17 protein-coding genes are annotated in these 17,935 nt (G+C 73.8%); 11 read left to right on the top strand and 6 right to left on the bottom strand.

Annotated elements, in window-relative coordinates; genetic code table 11:
- Positions 1–88 precede the first annotated feature (88 nt).
- Complete coding sequence (locus ACWD3O_RS04605; RefSeq protein WP_451414813.1) at positions 89–742, top strand: TetR/AcrR family transcriptional regulator; 654 nt, start codon at positions 89–91, stop codon at positions 740–742.
- A 26-nt stretch (positions 743–768) separates the two neighbouring features.
- On the opposite strand, the gene ACWD3O_RS04600 is transcribed toward ACWD3O_RS04605, so the two are convergent.
- Entirely contained in the window at positions 769–1,665 is an 897-nt protein-coding gene (locus ACWD3O_RS04600) for a MaoC/PaaZ C-terminal domain-containing protein (RefSeq protein ID WP_451414812.1), read from the bottom strand.
- A 4-nt stretch (positions 1,666–1,669) separates the two neighbouring features.
- Positions 1,670–2,983: a 3-oxoacyl-ACP reductase gene (locus ACWD3O_RS04595; RefSeq protein WP_451414811.1), complete on the bottom strand. Its 1,314-nt coding sequence runs from the start codon at positions 2,981–2,983 to the stop codon at positions 1,670–1,672.
- Between the two features lie 190 nt (positions 2,984–3,173).
- Here ACWD3O_RS04595 and ACWD3O_RS04590 point away from each other — a divergent pair, with 190 nt between their 5' ends.
- Positions 3,174–4,463: an acetyl-CoA C-acetyltransferase gene (locus tag ACWD3O_RS04590; RefSeq protein ID WP_451414810.1), complete on the top strand. Its 1,290-nt coding sequence runs from the start codon at positions 3,174–3,176 to the stop codon at positions 4,461–4,463.
- 156 nt (positions 4,464–4,619) lie between these two features.
- On the opposite strand, the gene ACWD3O_RS04585 is transcribed toward ACWD3O_RS04590, so the two are convergent.
- Positions 4,620–4,823 (bottom strand): cold-shock protein, encoded by a 204-nt coding sequence (locus tag ACWD3O_RS04585; protein WP_108954893.1) that lies wholly within the window; start codon positions 4,821–4,823, stop codon positions 4,620–4,622.
- Positions 4,824–5,176: 353 nt separating this feature from the next.
- Here ACWD3O_RS04585 and ACWD3O_RS04580 point away from each other — a divergent pair, with 353 nt between their 5' ends.
- From ACWD3O_RS04580 to ACWD3O_RS04555, 6 genes are all read left to right on the top strand, one after another.
- Positions 5,177–6,025, top strand: a complete 849-nt coding sequence (locus ACWD3O_RS04580) for a menaquinone biosynthetic enzyme MqnA/MqnD family protein (protein WP_451414809.1) — start codon at positions 5,177–5,179, stop codon at positions 6,023–6,025.
- Between the two features lie 80 nt (positions 6,026–6,105).
- Positions 6,106–6,837, top strand: a complete 732-nt coding sequence (locus tag ACWD3O_RS04575; RefSeq protein ID WP_451410634.1) for a prepilin peptidase — start codon at positions 6,106–6,108, stop codon at positions 6,835–6,837.
- Between the two features lie 126 nt (positions 6,838–6,963).
- Positions 6,964–8,166, top strand: a complete 1,203-nt coding sequence (gene mqnC / locus ACWD3O_RS04570; protein WP_451410633.1) for a cyclic dehypoxanthinyl futalosine synthase — start codon at positions 6,964–6,966, stop codon at positions 8,164–8,166.
- A 14-nt stretch (positions 8,167–8,180) separates the two neighbouring features.
- Positions 8,181–8,834, top strand: coding sequence for an imidazolonepropionase-like domain-containing protein (locus ACWD3O_RS04565; protein ID WP_451414808.1), 654 nt, complete (start codon positions 8,181–8,183; stop codon positions 8,832–8,834).
- A 50-nt stretch (positions 8,835–8,884) separates the two neighbouring features.
- Positions 8,885–9,580 carry a demethylmenaquinone methyltransferase gene (locus ACWD3O_RS04560; protein ID WP_451414807.1) on the top strand — a complete coding sequence of 232 codons (696 nt, stop codon included), beginning with the start codon at positions 8,885–8,887 and terminating at the stop codon, positions 9,578–9,580.
- 810 nt (positions 9,581–10,390) lie between these two features.
- Positions 10,391–11,629, top strand: coding sequence for a hypothetical protein (locus ACWD3O_RS04555; protein ID WP_451414806.1), 1,239 nt, complete (start codon positions 10,391–10,393; stop codon positions 11,627–11,629).
- A 67-nt stretch (positions 11,630–11,696) separates the two neighbouring features.
- Here ACWD3O_RS04555 and ACWD3O_RS04550 read toward each other — a convergent pair whose 3' ends face one another.
- Both ACWD3O_RS04550 and ACWD3O_RS04545 read right to left on the bottom strand, forming a co-directional pair.
- Positions 11,697–12,209 (bottom strand): GNAT family N-acetyltransferase, encoded by a 513-nt coding sequence (locus tag ACWD3O_RS04550; RefSeq protein WP_451410629.1) that lies wholly within the window; start codon positions 12,207–12,209, stop codon positions 11,697–11,699.
- Positions 12,210–12,286: 77 nt separating this feature from the next.
- Positions 12,287–12,799 (bottom strand): GNAT family N-acetyltransferase, encoded by a 513-nt coding sequence (locus tag ACWD3O_RS04545; RefSeq protein ID WP_451414805.1) that lies wholly within the window; start codon positions 12,797–12,799, stop codon positions 12,287–12,289.
- Between the two features lie 91 nt (positions 12,800–12,890).
- Between ACWD3O_RS04545 and ACWD3O_RS04540 the strand changes: the two genes are divergently transcribed.
- Both ACWD3O_RS04540 and ACWD3O_RS04535 read left to right on the top strand, forming a co-directional pair.
- A complete protein-coding gene (locus ACWD3O_RS04540) occupies positions 12,891–14,171 on the top strand; it encodes a geranylgeranyl reductase family protein (RefSeq protein ID WP_451410627.1) in 1,281 nt (426 codons plus the stop codon).
- Positions 14,172–14,273: 102 nt separating this feature from the next.
- Positions 14,274–15,917 (top strand): hypothetical protein, encoded by a 1,644-nt coding sequence (locus ACWD3O_RS04535; protein WP_451410626.1) that lies wholly within the window; start codon positions 14,274–14,276, stop codon positions 15,915–15,917.
- Between the two features lie 82 nt (positions 15,918–15,999).
- On the opposite strand, the gene ACWD3O_RS04530 is transcribed toward ACWD3O_RS04535, so the two are convergent.
- Positions 16,000–16,815 carry a C40 family peptidase gene (locus ACWD3O_RS04530; protein ID WP_451410625.1) on the bottom strand — a complete coding sequence of 272 codons (816 nt, stop codon included), beginning with the start codon at positions 16,813–16,815 and terminating at the stop codon, positions 16,000–16,002.
- 735 nt (positions 16,816–17,550) lie between these two features.
- On the opposite strand from ACWD3O_RS04530, the gene ACWD3O_RS04525 reads away from it, so the two are divergent.
- On the top strand, positions 17,551–17,913 hold the full coding sequence (locus ACWD3O_RS04525) for an NADH-quinone oxidoreductase subunit A (protein WP_451410624.1): 363 nt from the start codon (positions 17,551–17,553) through the stop codon (positions 17,911–17,913).
- Positions 17,914–17,935: the final 22 nt, after the last annotated feature.

Raw genomic sequence — 17,935 nt, 5'->3', positions numbered from 1 at the left:
CGTCTCCGGAGCCCCGGCGGATGCTTCCGCCGGGGCTCCGTCGTGAACGAGGGGTTCCGCCCGGCGGCGGGCGTCATAGGGTGGCCGCATGGTTGGAGGAGCGGTGCGGACCCGTCGCCTGCCGCGGGCGGAGCGCGAACGACAGATGATGGACGCCGCCGTCCGGGTGTTCGGCCGCCGCGGCTACCGCGGCGCGTCCATGGACGAGGTCGCCGAACTGGCGGGTGTGTCCAAGCCGTTGGTGTACCTCTACCTCAACTCCAAGGAAGACCTGTTCACCGCGTGCATCCGCCGCGAGGCCCAGGCGCTCTCGGACGCGGTCCGGGCGGGCGTCGCCGACGCCTCGCTGCCCGCCGACCGCCAACTCTGGGCAGGGCTCCACGCGTTCTTCCGGCACACCGCCGAACACCCCGACGGCTGGGCGGTGCTGCACGTCCAGGCCCGGACCCACGGGGAGCCGTTCGCGGCGGAGGTGGCGGCGATGCGGGAGGAACTGGTCGCGCTGGTGACCCACCTGATCGCGGTGGGGGCGCGGGCCGCGCACCGCGACCCGGACCTCCCGGAACGGGAGGTGGCCGGGCTCGCGGAGGCGCTGGTGGGGGCGGCGGAGTCGATGGCGGCGTGGGCCAACGCGACGGAGGGGGTGTCGGCCCGGCAGGCGGCCGCGACGCTGATGAACTTCGCCTGGGCCGGCCTCGGCAACCTCACCACCGGCCACCCCTGGACCCCGCCCCCACCCTGAGCGGAGCGGCGGCGGGACAGCGGGGGTCAGGCCGGGGTGACGTCGCCCTCGACGTGGAGGCGGCCGGGGGAGCGGAGCTGGAAGCGGGGGCCCGCCTCGGCGTAGTGGACGGTGGCCGGCAGCAGCACCGGCGCCTTGAAGCGGGCGCCCACCACCGCCCCCTCCGGCACCCCGTACGCCGCGAGGGACCGCGCCACCGTCCACATGCCGTGCGCTATCGCCCGCGGGAAGCCGAACAGCCGTGCCGTCGCCGCCGAGAGGTGGATCGGGTTCCGGTCCCCGGACGCGGCCCCGTACCGCCGGCCGAGGTCACCGGACAGCCGCCACTCCGCCGCCACCGGCAACTCCTCCGGCTCCGCCCGCTGCTCCTCCCGCTTCCCCGTCGGCTGCTCGGTCTCCTCCGGCTCCGCCCGTTCCCCGCCCTCGGAGCCCGCCGCGCCCGGCGGGACCCGGTGCCGCGCCAGGTACGTGCTGCGGGACTCCCACACCAGCTCGCCGGCGTCCCGCGCCCGGGTGAGGACCGTCGCCTCGGTGCCCCGCCGGTGCGGGGCGAGCCCCTCCACCTCGACCGCGATCTCGTACGGCCGGTCCGCCGGCATCGCGCCGCGCCGCGTGATCCCGATCGACGTGTGCACCAGCCCCAGCACCGGCAGCGGGAACGCCCGCCCGCTCATCAGCCGCATCGTGGCGGCGAACCCCAGGACGTGCGGGTAGGTCACCGGCAGCGTGCCGTCGCCCTCGAACCCGCAGATCCGCCGGTAGGCGTCGAGCCGCCCCGCGTCCGCCCGCACCGCGGGCTGCACCAGCCGCGTCCGCGGGAACGGGGCGTCGGGTCGGGGCCGCTTGGTGGGGGAGAGCAGGGCGCCCCGCAGCAGCAGCGGCGTCAGCGCGGGCGGCCGGGTGAGCACGATCGCGTCGGTCATGTCCTCACGCCCCCAGCAGGCTCTGGCCGCAGACCCGCACGACCTGGCCGTTGACGCCGCCGGAGGCGGGGCCGGCGAACCAGGCGTGGGTCTCGGCGACGTCCACCGGAAGTCCGCCCTGGACCAGGGAGTTCATCCGCCGGCCCGCCTCGCGGATCATCAGCGGGACCGCCGCCGTCATCTTGGTCTCGATGAACCCCGGCGCCACCGCGTTGACGGTGACCCCGTGCTCGGCGAGCGCCCGCGGTGCCAGCGACCGGACCATGCCGATGACGCCCGCCTTGCTGGCGGCGTAGTTCGTCTGCCCGGAGTTGCCGGCGATGCCCGCGATGGAGGCGGTGGCGGTGATCCGGCCGCCGCGCGGGATCAGCCCCTGCGCCAGCAGCGTGTCGGTGGTGTGCAGCACGCTCGCCAGGTTGACGTCGAGCACCGAACTCCAGCGCTCGGCGGGCATGTTGACCAGGCGGCGGTCGCGGGTGATCCCGGCGTTGTGGACCAGCACGTCCAGCCGCCCGTCGGGCAGGACCGCGGCGATCCGGTCCGCGGCGTCCACGGCGGTGATGTCCAGGCCCAGGGCGGTGCCGCCCAGCCGCATGGCGAGCGCGCGGGCCTCCTCCTCGGCCTGCGGCACGTCCAGCACGACCACATGGGCGCCGTCCCGCGCCAGGGTCTCGGCCACGGCCGCGCCGATGCCCCGGGAGGCGCCGGTGACCAGTGCGGTCCTTCCGGCCAACGGGCGGTCCCAGTCCTCGGGAGCGGTCACCTCGGCCTCGTCGACCTCGATCACCTGGCCGTCCACGAACGCGGACTTCGGCGAGAACAGGAAGCGCAGCGTGGACTCGGCGGAGGCGGCGTCGGTCAGGCGGACCAGGTTGACCGTCCTGCCCCGGCCGATCTCCTTGCCCAGCGAGCGGACGAAGCCCTCCAGGCCCTGCTGCACCGCCGCCTGATGGTGGTCGCCCGCGTCGAGCGGCGCCCCGAGGACGACCACCCGGCCGGACTCGGCGACACCGCGGACCACCGGGTGCAGCGCGCCGTGCACCTCGGCCAGCGCCTCCACGGTCCGCACACCGGTGGCGTCGACCACCACCGCGGCCGGCCGCTCGGCGCCCTCGGTGCGCACCTCCGGCCCGGTGCGGGCGAGCACGGGCGCGAGGTCGAGGGCGGACTTCCCGGCCGTCAGGTGCAGCAGGGGGCCGTCGAGGGCGGGCCGCTCGGCCGACCACCGGCGCAACGGGGCGGGCTGCGGCAGCCCCAGCCGCTTGCTGAGGAAGCGGCCGGGGGCGGTCCGGGTGAAGCTCTGATAGCGGTCGGCCATGTGGGGGCTCCCAGGCAGGTGCTCGACGAACGAGGGCGGCTTGCGGTGGCTTCGCGTGGCGTGCGGTGGCTTACTCTGGAGTAACGTTACCGATGGTAAGGCTCGATGGGTAAGCCCCGGTCGCTGGACCGGTGCGTGAGCGCCGCCGAGGCCCGGGCGGCACCAGGCTCGAGGTAAGGAGCAGGCAGAGATGACCGATTCCCCCCAGCCCCCGGCGACCCGGCGCGTCGCCGTCGTGGGCGGCACGCGCATTCCGTTCGCCCGCTCCGACGGCCCCTACGCCACCGCCTCCAACCAGGACATGCTGACGGCCGCCCTGGACGGGCTGGTCGAGCGGTACGGCCTCCACGGGCCGGGCGCGGTCGGCGAGTTCGTGGCCGGGGCGGTCCTCAAGCACAGCCGCGACTTCAACCTGGCCCGGGAGACGGTCCTGGGCTCGCGGCTGGATCCCAGGACGCCCGCCTACGACATCCAGCAGGCGTGCGGCACCGGCCTCCAGGCCGTGATCGCCGTGGCCAACAAGATCATGCTGGGCCAGCTGGAGTCCGGCGTGGCGGGCGGCGCCGACACCGCCAGCGACGCCCCGCTGGGGCTCAACGACCGGCTGCGGAAGATCCTGCTGGAGGCCCGCCGGGCGAAGTCCGCCGGCGCCCGGCTCAAGGCGCTGTCCCGGGTGCGCCCCTCCCACCTGGTCCCCGACATCCCGCGCAACGCCGAGCCCCGCACCCGCCTCTCCATGGGCGAGCACGCGGCGATCACCGCGCGGGCCTGGGGTGTCACCCGCGAGGCGCAGGACGAACTGGCCGCGGCGAGCCACCGCAAGCTGGCCGCGGCCTACGAACGGGGCCTCTTCCAGGACCTGGTGGTGCCCTTCCGGGGCCTGGCCCGCGACCAGAACCTGCGGCCCGGCTCCACGGTGGAGAAGCTGGCCACCCTCGAGCCGGTCTTCGGCCTGGACGGGCCGGAGCCCACCATGACGGCGGGCAACTCCACGCCGCTCACCGACGGCGCGGCCACCGTGCTGCTGGCGAGCGAGGAGTGGGCCGAGGCGCAGGGCCTGGAGCCGCTGGCCTACCTGACGGCCTACGAGACGGCCGCCGTGGACTTCGTGCACGGCGACGTCGCCGACGGCGAGGACGGGCTGCTGATGGCCCCGGCCCACGCGGTGCCGCGGATGCTGGAGCGGGCCGGGCTGGGCATCGAGGACTTCGACCTGATCGAGATCCACGAGGCCTTCGCCTCGCAGGTGCTGGCCACGCTGGCCGCCTGGGAGAAGCGGGGCCTGGCCCCGGTCGACCGCGACCGGCTGAACGTGGCCGGGTCCTCGCTGGCCACCGGTCACCCCTTCGCCGCGACCGGCGCCCGGGTGGTCGCCACGCTGGCCAAGCTGCTGGCCGAGCGGGACGGGCCGGGCCGCGGCCTGATCTCCGTCTGCGCGGCCGGCGGGCAGGGCGTCACGGCCATCCTCGAACGGGCCTGAGCGCCGGAGACGGCAGGAGCCCCCGAGGCGGGAGCCGGAAAAAGGCAGGAGCCCCCGGACGCCGGCGAAGGCCGGCAGGGGGCTCCTTGGGTACTGCACTCGTTCCGGAATCAACTCAACCGGAGCAGAGCATCGGGCTCTCTTCGAGCCGGAGGCTTACTGCGGGGTGACGTTCTCCGCCTGCGGGCCCTTCGGACCCTGGGTCACGTCGAAGGTCACCGCCTGGTTCTCCTCGAGGGAGCGGAAGCCGCTCGCGTTGATCGCGGAGTAGTGGACGAAGACGTCGGGGCCTCCGCCTTCCTGGGCGATGAAGCCAAAGCCCTTTTCGGCGTTGAACCACTTCACGGTTCCGGTAGCCATAAGCCCTCCTTGGGCCCAAAGGGTTGCCCTGCTCCAGATCCTGCAAGTGTCCGAAACAACTGCACAAGTCTGAAAACGACGAGAGCCCGCGGTCACATGCTCCGCAGGCTCTGTACTGCAAGGGAAACCAAACTGCAACTTGCTGCGAGCCTAGCACGCGAGGGCCCGGACGCAAGAGAGGGCAAGATCACGTCACCCGTGTGCATAAAACCCGCAGATCGGGGTTGACGGTCGGGTTGGGCCGTGCGGGTGAGCGGGGGCGGTGCCGGTCGTGGCGCGGGCACGAGGTACGCGGGCGCGCGCGGGCACACCCTGAGCGCCGGGTTGCGCCGGACGGGGTCTAGTCTCGCGATGTGGACAATTCTCGCATCCGGCCGCGCGTCGGCCACATCCAGTTCCTGAACTGCCTGCCCCTCTACTGGGGGCTCGCGAGAACAGGCACGCTCCTCAATCTGGAGCTGACCAAGGACACCCCGGAGAAGCTCAGCGAGAAACTGGTCGCGGGCGACCTGGACATCGGCCCGGTCACGCTCGTCGAATTCCTGAAGAACGCCGACGAACTGGTCGCCTTCCCGGACATCGCGGTCGGCTGCGACGGACCCGTGATGTCCTGCGTGATCGTCTCCCAGCTCCCGCTGGAGCAGCTCGACGGCGCCCGCGTCGCCCTGGGCTCCACCTCCCGGACCTCGGTGCGGCTGGCCCAGCTCCTGCTGCAGGACCGTTTCGGCGTCACCCCCGAGTACTTCACCTGCCCGCCGGACCTGGGCGCGATGATGCTGGAGGCGGACGCCGCGGTGCTGATCGGCGACGCGGCCCTGCGGGCCAGCCTGCACGACGCGCCGCGGCTCGGTCTGGCCGTGCACGACCTGGGCGCGCTGTGGAAGGAGTGGACGGGCCTGCCGTTCGTCTTCGCCGTCTGGGCCGCGCGGCGCGACTACCTCGAGCGCGAGCCGGAGCTCACCCGCCGCGTCCACGAGGCGTTCCTCGCCTCCCGCGACCTCTCCCTGGAGGAGGTCACCAAGGTCGCCGAGCAGGCCGCCCGCTGGGAGGCCTTCGACGCCGAACTCCTGGAGCGGTACTTCACCACCCTCGACTTCCGCTTCGGCCCCGAACAGCTCGGCGCGGTCACCGAGTTCGCCCGCCGCGTCGGCCCCACCACGGGCTTCCCGGCAGACGTACGGGTCAACCTGCTGGAGCCGTAGGAGCGGAGCGGGGAGCCCGGCCCGCGGCCCGGAATCCGCAGGGCCCCTTCCCTGACCGTTCCCCGGCCTAGGCTGGGTGGGTGACGACCGAGCTGTGGCTGCTGGTGCTGGTGGCGGCGGGGTGGGGGGCGGTGGCGGGGCTGCCGCTGGCGAGGCCCGCGTACCGGCTGGCGGTGGAGCCGGGGCTGCCGTGGCGGGCCGACTGCCCCGACGGGCACGCGCTGGCCGGCTGGCTCGGCACCGCCCGGTGCGGTGGCTGCGCCGGGCCGTACGGCGGGGGCGGGGTGACGCTGCCCCTGGTCACCGCCGCTCTGTGCGGGGCCCTCGCCGCCGCGACCGGGCCGCGCCCGGAACTCCTCGTCTGGCTGCTGCTGACCCCCGTGGGCGTGCTGCTGGCCGCCGTCGACCTCCGGGTCCACCGCCTGCCCGACGTGCTGACCCTGCCGCTGGCCGGGGCCGCCCTCTCGCTGCTGGGGGCCGCCGCGCTCCTGCCCGGGCACGCGGGCCGGTGGACCGGCGCGGTGCTCGGCGCCCTCGCGCTGGCCGGCGGTTACCTGGTGCTCCACCTGGTCAGCCCGGCGGGCATGGGCTTCGGCGACGTCAAGCTCGCCCTCACCGCCGGCGCCGTCCTCGGCTGGTACGGCTGGGGCGCCGTGATCCTGGGCGCCTTCCTCGGCATCCTCCTCGGCGGCCTCCAGGGCCTCGCCCTGGTCGCCCTCCGCCGCGCCGGCCGCCGCACCGAGTACCCCTTCGGCCCCGCCCTGCTCCTGGGCACCCACCTCACCCTCCTCGCCGCCGCCCGGGCGGCCTGACCCCACCTCCCCGGCGCACGGCGGCAGGCGGTGGCCGCAAGGTGCCCGGAGGCTCCGGCGGGGCCGGTGAGGGGCTGGCGTAGGCTGAGGCGGTCCGTCCAAACCCTTGACGAAAGGGACGCATCGGTGACCGAGAAGGCCGAACTTCAGTCTGTGCTCGACCGTGCCGCCGATGGTGGGCGGATCACCCCCGAGGAGGCGGTCGCCCTCCTCCGGGACGCCCCGCTGCACGCCCTCGGCCAGGCCGCCGACGCCGTCCGCCGCCGGAAGTTCGCCGGTATCGAGCACATCGCGACGTACATCATCGAGCGCAACATCAACTACACGAACGTGTGCGTCACCGCGTGCAAGTTCTGCGCCTTCTACGCGGCCCCGAAGGACACCAAGAAGGGCTGGACCCGCGACCTCGACGACATCCTGCGCCGCTGCGCGGAGACGGTCGAACTGGGCGGCACCCAGATCATGTTCCAGGGCGGGCACCACCCGGACTACGGCGTCGAGTACTACGAGTCGCACTTCAAGGCCATCAAGGACGCCTTCCCGCAGCTGGTCATCCACAGCCTCGGCGCCTCCGAGGTCGAGCACATGGCCCGGATCTCCAAGGTCTCCGTCGAGGAGGCCATCACCCGGATCCACCAGGCCGGCCTGGACTCCTTCGCCGGCGCCGGCGCCGAGCTGCTGCCCGCGCGGCCGCGCAAGGCGATCGCCCCGCTGAAGGAGAGCGGCGAGCGCTGGCTGGAGATCATGGAGACCGCCCACCGCCTCGGCGTCGAGTCGACGACGACCATGCTGATGGGCACTGGCGAGACCTACGCCGAGCGGATCGAGCACCTGCGGATGATCCGCGAGGTGCAGGACCGCACCGGGGGCTTCCGCGCGTTCATCCCGTACACGTACCAGCCGGAGAACAACCACCTGAAGGGCCGCACCCAGGCGACGCTCTTCGAGTACCTCCGGATGATCGCCGTGGCCCGCCTCTTCCTGGACAACGTCACCCACATCCAGGGCTCCTGGCTGACCACCGGCAAGGAGGCCGGCCAGCTCTCCCTGCACTACGGCGCGGACGACCTGGGCTCGATCATGCTGGAGGAGAACGTGGTCTCCTCGGCGGGCGCCCGCCACCGCTCCAACCGGCAGGAGATCATCGACCTGATCCGCGCCGCGGACCGCGTCCCCGCGCAGCGCGCGACGACGTACGAGCACCTCGCGGTGCACGACGACCCGGCGAACGACCCGGGCGACGGCGACCGCGTCACCTCGCACATCTCCTCCACGGCGATCGAGCGCGGCATCGCCCACCCGGAGCTGCAGATCGTCGACGCGGGCTGAGGGACGACGCCACGGTGCCGACCATCCACGCCGCCGAGCTCCTGGTGACGGGGGACCGGCGGCCGCCCGTACCCCGGGGCGCGGTGCTGGTGGAGGGCCGCACGGTCGTCAGCGTCGGGCCGTACGAGGAGGTCGTCGCGGCCCACCCGGCCGCACGGGTGCGGCGCTGGCCCGGGATCATCACGCCCGGCCTGGTCAACCCGCACGGCCCCGAGCTGCTGGAGGGCACCTACCACCCGGACCCGCGCGAGGCGGACGAACTGGGGACCGAGCCGCTGGCCGGGGAACGGCTGACCGCCCTGGAGATGACCGACGCCCGGTGGTCCGCGAGCGCCCGCCGCGGCGTGCAGCGGATGCTGGCCCACGGCACGGTGGCCGTGGCCGGCGCCCTCCGGCGGCCGGGCGCGCTCGACGCCGTCGACCGCGTCGGCCTCGTTCCCGTTTCCGGTTCCGAGGAACGGTTCGCGGTACCAGGGGGGCCGCCCTCGCTGGACCCGCTCGCCGGGCGGACCCCGGCCGAGGCCTACGGCCCGCCCTTCGCCCTCGACGGCGCGGACGCCACCTTCGCGGTCTTCGACGTCCCCGACGAGGCCGCCCTCGCCGAACGGGGCGCGTCCACCTGCGTCGCCACCGTCCTCCACGGCCGCCTGCTCTTCCGCCGCCGCTGATGGACGGGGCGTCGGTCCCGGGTGGGAGGGCGGCTGCAACAATGGGCGGCGTGACCCGCGCATCCCTGGACAAGCAGCCGCACGAAGTCGCCTCGATGTTCGACGGCGTGGCGAAGCGGTACGACCTCACCAACGACGTGCTGTCCCTGGGCCAGGCCCGGCTCTGGCGCAAGGAGGTCGCCCGGGCGGTGGACGCCCGGCCGGGACAGAAGGTGCTCGACCTCGCCGCCGGCACGGCCACCTCCTCGCAGCCGTTCGCGGAGGCCGGCGCCTACGTGGTGCCGTGCGACTTCTCCCTCGGCATGCTGCGGGTCGGCAAGGAACGCCACCCGTGGATGCCGTTCACCGCGGGCGACGCCACCAGGCTGCCGTTCAAGGACGACACCTTCGACGCCGTCACCATCTCCTTCGGCCTGCGCAACGTGCACGACACCGACGCCGCGCTCGCCGAGATGTTCCGGGTGACCAGGCCCGGCGGGCGCGTGGTCATCAGCGAGTTCAGCCGGCCCGTGTGGGCCCCGTTCCGCACCGTGTACATGGAGTACCTGATGAAGGCGCTCCCGCCGGTGGCCCGGGCGGTCTCCTCCAACCCGGACGCGTACGTCTACCTGGCCGAGTCGATCCAGGAGTGGCCCGACCAGCCGACGCTGGCCTCCCGACTGGTCAAGGCCGGTTGGGGCGAGGTGGCGTGGCGGAACCTCACGGGCGGCATCGTGGCCCTGCACCGGGGTTTCAAGCGGGTCTGAGGGGCCGGCCAACGCCGTTACCCGGCGCGGATGTTGGGGAACTGACGGGGTACGTCCCGGTGTCCGAAGGGGCAGTCCAGTCCTCCAGGATGGGTGGTACCCATGGCTACGTTCTGCCCGAGATGCCGTATCCCGGGGCCCGACGGGGCTCGTTTCTGCTCGCGCTGTGCCGCGCCGGTGATCGAGGGCCCGCCCCCGGGCCCACCGCCCGGCGACCCCTCCGCCCCACCCGCCCCCAGCCCGGTCACACCCCCCGAGCCACCGCAGCCGCCTGGTGCCTCCGCCCCTCCGGAGCCGCCGCAGCCGCCTGGTGCCTCCGCCCCGCCTGAGCCGCCGCAGCCGCCCGGTGCCACCACGCCCCCGGAGCCGCCGCAGCCGCCCGGGTCCGCCGCGTCGCCCGAGTTGACGCCGCCCCCGGCCTCCGCCGTGTCGCCGGAGCCGACCGAGCCCCCGGCCCCCGCAGCCCCGCCGCGGCCGAACACGGCGCCCGGGTCCGCCGCGTCGCCCGGGCAGCCCGCGCCCCCGGCGCCCGCCGCCTCGCCGCAGCCGACGGTGCCGCCCGGGCCCGCCACCCCGCCGGAGCCGAGCACGCCCCCGGCCGGCGCGGCTTCGCCCGAGCAGCCCGCGCCCCCCGCGCCCACTGCCCCTCCGCAGCCGACGGTGCCGCCCGGGCCCGCCACCCCGCCCGCGCCGACCGACCCCCCGGCCCCCGCGGGACCGCCGCCGCCCGCCCCGCCGACGCCCCCCGCACCCCGCACCCCGCCGCCGCCCCCCGGTGCTCCGGGGCCGGCGGCGCACGGGCACGGGTTCGTGGAGCGGTTCGTCGGGGGTGACTGGGCCGGCGCGGCGTTGGGCGCGCTGATCCCGGTGGGGCTGCTGCTGGGGACCGCGGTGGTCGTCGGCGTCGTGCTCCAGATCACCGGCGGCGACTCCGCTGGCGAAGCGGTCGGCGGGATCCGCGGCATCCTGGCCCTGCTCCTGCTGGGCCTCGGTGTCGGCGGCCTGGAGGTCCGGCAGCAGGGCGACGGCTTCTCGCTGTTCGCGCCGGACGACTACGCGCTGAACGTCTCGGGCGTCCCCTACACGGCCACCGCCCTGTGGCTGCTGGGGCTGTGGCTGGCCGGCCGCATCCTCCGCGCCCGCACGGCCACCCGCGCGGCGGCGGTGGCCGGAACCGCGCCGGGACGCCCCGCCGGACCCGCCCCCGCCCTGGAGGCCGCCCTCCGCACCGCCCTGCCGGCCGGCCTCGGCGCGCTGCTGCTGGCCCTGTTCGCGAACTCCGGCAGCTGGGACGGGGCGACCTTCGAGGTCTCCCCCTTCCGCGCGTTCCTGTCCGCGCTGGTGGTCACCTTCGTCGTGGTCGCCCTGATCGCCGGCCGCGACGGGCTCGCGTCGTGGCGCGCCGGACGGCCCGGGGCCGACCTGCTGCTGCGGGCCGGCGGGACGGCCGTGCGGGCCACGGCCGCCGTCCTGGCGCTGTGCGCGGCGGTCGCCCTGGTGCTGCTCGTCCTGGTGCTCACCGAGGTGGTGCCCGTGGACGGAGCCCCGCCGAACGCCGAGGAGGGCGCCGCCCTGCTGGCGCTGCTGCCCAACCTCGCGGTCCACCTGCTCGGGCTCTCCTGGGCGGTCCCGGTCCACGGCGAGGGCTGGGCGTTCGCCGCCCGCGGCGACCGCGGGGGCGAGTGGACCTACGGGCTCTCCGAGCTCGCGGACGACGGCACGGGTCTCGCCCTGGGCGCCCTCGCCCTCGGGCTGCTCTGCTCCCTGCTGATCGGATGGGTGGTCGCCCGCCGCTCCGCCGAGCCCCGTGAGGCACTGCTGGCCGGGGGCCTGGTCCTCGTCCTGTTCCTGCTGCTCGCCGCGTGCGGAGGTGTGACCAGCGAGGTCGCCGACCTGGAGGGACTGCCCGGCGAGATCCTCAGCGGCGTCACCGGCACCCGGACGCTGCTCGAGGCCGGCCTGGACCTCGGACTCGCCGCCCTGCTGGGCATCCTGTGGATCCTCGGGCCCGCCGCCGTCGCCGCCCGGTTCGCCCGTCCCCGCGGCTGAACGCCCGGAGGCCCGCCGCGGCACGACCCCGGCGGGCCCCCGGCCGGGCCCTCCGCCCGGCCCGGTGTCACGCCAGGTCGAGCCGGTACATGTTCCAGTCCCGCCCCGTCTCCGGCGCGACGAGCCCCTCGGCGAACTCCATGCCGAGACGCCGGGTCACCGCGACGGACCGCGCGTTCTCCGCGTCGACCATGGCGATCACCGTCCCGACGCCGGCCTCCCGGATCCGCTCCAGCGTCTCCACGGCCGCGGCGGTCACGTACCCGCGGCCCCAGTACGCGCGGCCCATGCGCCAGGCCACCTCGATCTGCTCGGCGTCCGGGCCCCAGTCCTGCCCCCACGGCTGCGCGCCGACGAAGCCCATCACCCGGTCGTCCTCGTCGAGCACGGACCACAGGCAGAAGCCGTACCGCTCGGCGTAGTCCCGCTGGCGGGCGGTGGCCCGTTCGTAGGCGGCGAGCGGCGCCGGTTTGCCGCCGAAGAACTCCATGACCTCCGGGTCGTCGAAGAGGGCGTGCCATGCCACGGCGTCCTCCTCGGTCGGGACACGGAGTCGCACGGCGGGGAGCGGTCGGTTCATGACAGGGGTCCTTCGGCCGGGGAGGTGCGTCGCCGCATCCTGCCAAGTTGCCGCCGCCCCGGGGAAGCCGCCGGTCGTCAGGTCAGGTCCAGCCGGTACATGTGGCCCTCCCGCTGCGGTGCGGGGGTGACGAACCGCCGGGCGAGGTCCATGCCGAGGCGCCGGGCGACCGCGGCGGACCGCGCGTTCTCCGCGTCGACCATCGCCACCACCGACCCGACGCCGGCCTCCCGCACCCGGTCCAGCGTCTCCAGCGCCGCGGCGGTCACATAGCCGCGGCCCCAGTACGCGCGGCCCAGCCGCCAGCCGATCTCGATCTCGCCGACCGCGGGACCCCACCCCCAGGGCCAGGGCTGGGCACCGGTGAACCCCATCACCTCGTCGTCCTCGTTGAGCACCGACCAGAAGCAGAAGCCGTGCTCGGCCGCGTTCCGGCGCTGGCGGGCCGTGCTCTCGTGGTAGGCGGAGAGCTCCTTGGAGGCCCCGCCGAGGAACTTCATGACCTCCGGGTCGTCGAAGAGTGCGTGCCAGGCCCAGGCGTCCTCCTCGGTCGGCACGCGCAGTCTCACCGCGGGAAGCGTCGTGTTCACAGGTACGTCCTTCGGCCGGAGACGGATGGTCGCTGCATAGACTGCCCAGGACCAGCCCCGTCGGCACCCTCGATCCCGGGGAGATTCCGCTGTGACCGAGCCGCCCTCCGACACCGCCGACGTGATCGTGGTCGGCGCGGGTCCCTCCGGTGCGACCGCCGCCTACCACCTGGCGCGTGCCGGACTGGACGTCCTGCTCCTGGAGAAGACCGCGTTCCCGCGCGAGAAGGTGTGCGGCGACGGCCTCACACCGCGCGCCGTCAAGCAGTTGGTCGCCATGGGGATCGACATCTCCCCGGAGGCGGGCTGGCTGCGGAACAAGGGCCTGCGGGTGATCTCCGGCGGGATGCGCATGGAACTGGACTGGCCGCAGCTCGCCACCTTCCCGGACCACGGCCTGGTGCGGCGGCGCGACGACTTCGACGAGCGGCTGGCCCGCCAGGCGCAGAAGGCGGGCGCCCGGCTGACCGAGCGCTGCACCGTCACCGGCCCGGTCCGCGACGACCGCACCGGCCGGATCACCGGCGTGCACGCCACGCTGGGCGAGGACAAGCACCCGGTGACCTACCGGGCCCCGCTGGTGGTGGCCGCCGACGGCAACTCCAGCCGGCTCTCCCTGGGCATGGGCCTGCACCGCCGCCACGACCGGCCGATGGGCGTCGCGGTGCGCACCTACTTCACCAGCCCGCGGCACGACGACGACTACCTGGAGTCCTGGCTGGAGCTGCCGGACCGGCCCGGTCCCGAGGGGCGGCTGCTGCCCGGCTACGCCTGGGTCTTCGGCATGGGCGACGGCACCTGCAACGTGGGCCTGGGCGTCCTGGACGCCTCGCTGCCGTACCGGGAGCCGGACTGGCGCGGGATCCTGCGCACCTGGTGCGCCGGGCTGCCCGAGGACTGGGGCTTCACGCCGGAGAACATGACGGGCCCGATCCGCGGCGCGGCGCTGCCCATGGGCTTCAACCGGCAGCCCCACTACGCGGACGGCCTGCTCCTGGCCGGCGACGCGGCGGGCGCCGTCAACCCGTTCAACGGCGAGGGCATCGCCTATGCGATGGAATCCGGGCGCACCGCGGCCGAGGTCGTCACCCAGGCCCGCGCCCGCCGCACCGCGGAGGGGCGCGAGGCGGCGCTGCGCCACTACCCGCGCGTCATGAAGGACACCTACGGGGGCTACTACACGCTGGGCCGGGCCTTCGTGAAGCTGATCGGCCGGCCGCGGCTGATGCGCCTGGCCACCGAACGAGGGCTGTCCCACCCGCAGTTGATGAGGATCGCGTTCCGCCTGGTCAACAACCTGACGGACCCGACCGGCGGGGACGCCGTCGACCGCGTGCTCGGCGGCCTGACGAAGCTGGTCCCCCGAGCGTGATGCGTTCGTGACGAACTCCTGAGCAACCGGGGGCGGTTGTGGCCGGTCGGACCGGGTGTACGCACCACCCGGTGCGCCCCTTCGGCGAAAAGGTTGTCCCTCATGAACTCATCGGCCCGACGGCCCTTGGGCCCCCGCGGAGCGGTCGGTCTGCTGGCCGCCGCCGTCCTGCTGACCGGCGGTCTCGCGGGAACCGCCCAGGCCGAGGACGAGGCCCCGCTCACCCTCCCGATCACCGCGAGCAAGACCCAGGTGGACGTCGACCTCGCCGACCACGCGGAGGGCATGCAGGGGCCGCAGGTCACCATCGGCTTCAAGGGCCCCGGTGAGGAGCCCGAGCCGGACGAGGAAGGCGTCATCTACCCGGTCCGTTACGCGGACTTCACGGTGACCGTCGACGCCAGCGACCTGGAGGGCGTCGCCTCGGTCGACTGGGAGGACCTGCACAACTGCGACGTGGAGGACATGGTCGCGGTCTGCGACGGCTGGGAGGTCTACGCGGGCGAGTACTACAACGAGCTCGGCGGCATCGAGTTCAACGCCAACTCCCGCAGTGAGTCCGGCGACACCGGCACCGTCCGCATCACGGGCGAGGGCGAGAACCTGACCTTCACCCCGCAGGACATCGAGGTGCGGGTCGGCGGTGCGGCGTACAAGGGCCGCACGCTCACCGAGCCCGAGGGCTTCGCGGCCGGTGACACCCTGAAGGCCCCGCTGGGCTTCCGCAACGCCGGCGGCCAGGACGGCAAGGGCGCCGTGCTCACCGTCCACGGCAGCCACGGTCTGCTCTTCGAGCAGCGGTACCGCAACTGCACCTACACCGAGACCACCACCGGCTCGCTGCTCCGCCAGGGGACCGACGTGGTCTGCGTCTTCCCCGGCACCTTCACGGCCGGCGCGGCGTACGAGCTGTCGGCGCCCATGGAGATCGGCACCCGTGACTACGCGGCGTTCGACATCGTCAACTACCGCTTCGTCCCCGGCACGACCGGCGGCGCCGGGACGCCCGGCGACGGCCCGGAGCTGACCCTGCGCGAGGTCCCCGGCGCCGACGCCGGCGACTACGCCACCTACACCGAGCTGGACTTCCCGACCAACACGCCCATCGACCTGGAGCTGACCGGCGCCTCGGTGAAGGGCGCCAAGGGCGACACCGTCACGGCCGAGCTGGGCTTCCGCAACAACGGCCCGGCCTGGATCAGCTCGCTCCGCTCGGGCGGCGAGCCCATCCGGTTCACGGTGGGGACGCCGGAGGGCACCACGGTGACGAAGGCCCCGGCCAACTGCCGCCAGGCCAACGTCGAGGACCGGCGCGAGTACTTCTGCTCGGTCGCCACGCCGATGCTTCCCGACGCCTCCTTCGACCTGCCGTTCGAACTGCGCATCGACGAGGTGGTGGCGGGCGCCAAGGGCAAGGCGGCCCTCCCCGACGGCGGCCGCCCCGACTCCGACCCGTCGAACGACACCGCCTGGATCGTGGTCAACGGCACCGGTGACGAGGCGCCCGGCGAGGGCGGCGACGGCGGCCAGGGCGAGGGTGAGGGCGACGGCGGCACCGCCGGCGGCGACGACGACGGCGGCGCCCAGGGCGGCGGCGGCCAGGACGAGGGCGACACCGCCGGCGGACTCGCCTCCACCGGCGCGGGCGGCGTCCTGCTCATCGGCGGCGGCGCGCTGCTGCTCGTGGCGCTCGGCGCGGGCCTCTACCTGCTCCGCCGCCGGACGGCCGGAGCCACCGTGGCCTGACACGCGGCAGAAGCACACGGCGAAGGGCCGCAGCCTGGAGGCTGCGGCCCTTCGCCGTGCTACGCGTGGGTGGGGACGGACGTCAGAGGACGCGGACCGCGCCGGACGGCGGGTCGTAGTCCAGGGACGCCTGGACCACGCCGGTGCCGGAGTTCTGCGCGCCGACGAACTGGCCGCCGCCCACGTAGATGCCCACGTGGTACGCGCTGCCCGCGCCACCCCAGTACAGGATGTCGCCCGGCTGCAGGTTGCTCAGCGAGACCTGGGTGCCGGCCACGGACTGGCTCTGGGAGACGCGCGGCAGGTTGACGTTGACCTGCTTGTAGGCGGCCTGCACGAGGCCGGAGCAGTCCCAGGAGTTGGGACCGGTGCCACCGGAGACGTACGCGTCGCCGACCTGCGCCTTGGCGAAGGCGACCACGGCGGCGGCGGAACCGGTCGCGGCGGTGGAGCTGTTGGAGGAGGAAGAGGAGGCGGAGGCGGCCGTGGTGGTGAGGCTCTCGCGGGAGGAGTCGCGGGAGGCGCGCTCGGCGGCCTCGCGGGCGGCCTCCTCCTCGGCCTTCTGCTGCGCCTCGGCCTCCGCCTTCGCCTTCTTGAGGTTGCGCTCGGCCAGGTCGGCGGCGCGCTCGGCGGCGGCGTCACGCTCCGCCTGGAGCTCGTAGGTCGCGGCGGCCGACGCGGTGGCCTCCGCGGAGCGGGCGACCTCGCTGGAGAGGTCCGCCGTGAGCGTGGGGAGTTCCAGCGTCTGCGTCACGGGCTCGGCCGCAGTCGCCGTACCCGAGGCGCCGGCCACGGCCAGGGTGCTGAGAACGCCACCGGCGACCCCGGCGCGCATCGCGATCTTCGATGCGCTGCGGCGGGGCTTCCGGTGGCTGCGTATGTGAGCGGTCTGGGACATGGCACCCAGACCTACCAGGGGATCACCCCGCCTTCAACAATCGTGCCGTCCGCCACATTTGGCGCCCGACGCCCCCGAAGTCGCTTCCGGGGAACGGATATTGGCCCCGAAAAGGTCAAAACGGGCACAGTCGTGCGAGGCCCTGAGCATGGACTTCCGTCGTTACGCCCGATTTGCCCTCGCTTACCATCCGTGCACGAGTTCGCCAACTCGAGGGCCTGGAAGCGCCACGCCGATGTGGCGGAGGTCACGGAGAGGTCACTGTTGTGATCTTCCTGTGTCGCTCGTGAACGCGCGCACACGCCGGGCGCCGGTCGCGGGGCGGAGCCGGCGCCTCCGGGAGGCGCGTCCCCCGGCTTCGCGGGAGAGCGCTCGCTTATATCAATGATCAACGATCATCGCGAATTTGCATGCACGGTAAGCCTCTTGATATAGAGACGCGCCCTCTGGCCTGCGGCGACGAGCCAACTTGTCACTTCATGTGATCAGTTGTGTGCGGTCAGCGTCAAGATCCAAGCCGTTCCGGCCCGTTGAACCCCTCGCGGGTGGCAGAGATCACAAAGACCGTCTCGTATCGCGTGTCGCAGATCACAGACCACCAGGCATAAGATGCGGAGCAGCCGGGCTTGTGACCTGCTTCACATGTTCTCGATCTTCGCGAACACGCAGAGGCAGGAAGCGGATCCGGTGTGCAAGCGCCAGCAGTCCAGTGCCGACTGAGAGGAGCGAGGAGCGGTGAACGCGTATGCGCCCATCCTCGTACTGGGAGCCCTCGGGGCAGGCTTTGCGATCTTCTCCGTGGTCATGGCCACGCTTATCGGTCCAAAGCGATACAACCGAGCCAAGCTCGAGGCGTACGAGTGCGGTATCGAGCCGACCCCTCAACCGGCCGGCGGTGGGCGATTCCCCATCAAGTACTACCTGACGGCGATGCTCTTCATCATCTTCGACATCGAGATCGTCTTCCTCTACCCGTGGGCGGTCTCCTTCGACGCCCTGGGGATCTTCGGGCTCGTCGAGATGCTGCTCTTCGTGCTCACCGTCTTCGTCGCGTACGCCTACGTGTGGCGGCGCGGCGGCCTGGACTGGGACCGATAGGCCCGCGGGGCCTGAGGGGCTG

The organism is Streptomyces sp. NPDC002640 (assembly GCF_053592575.1).
Note: the sequence above shows the minus strand (reverse complement) of the source record. Positions and strands in the feature narration are given on the sequence as shown.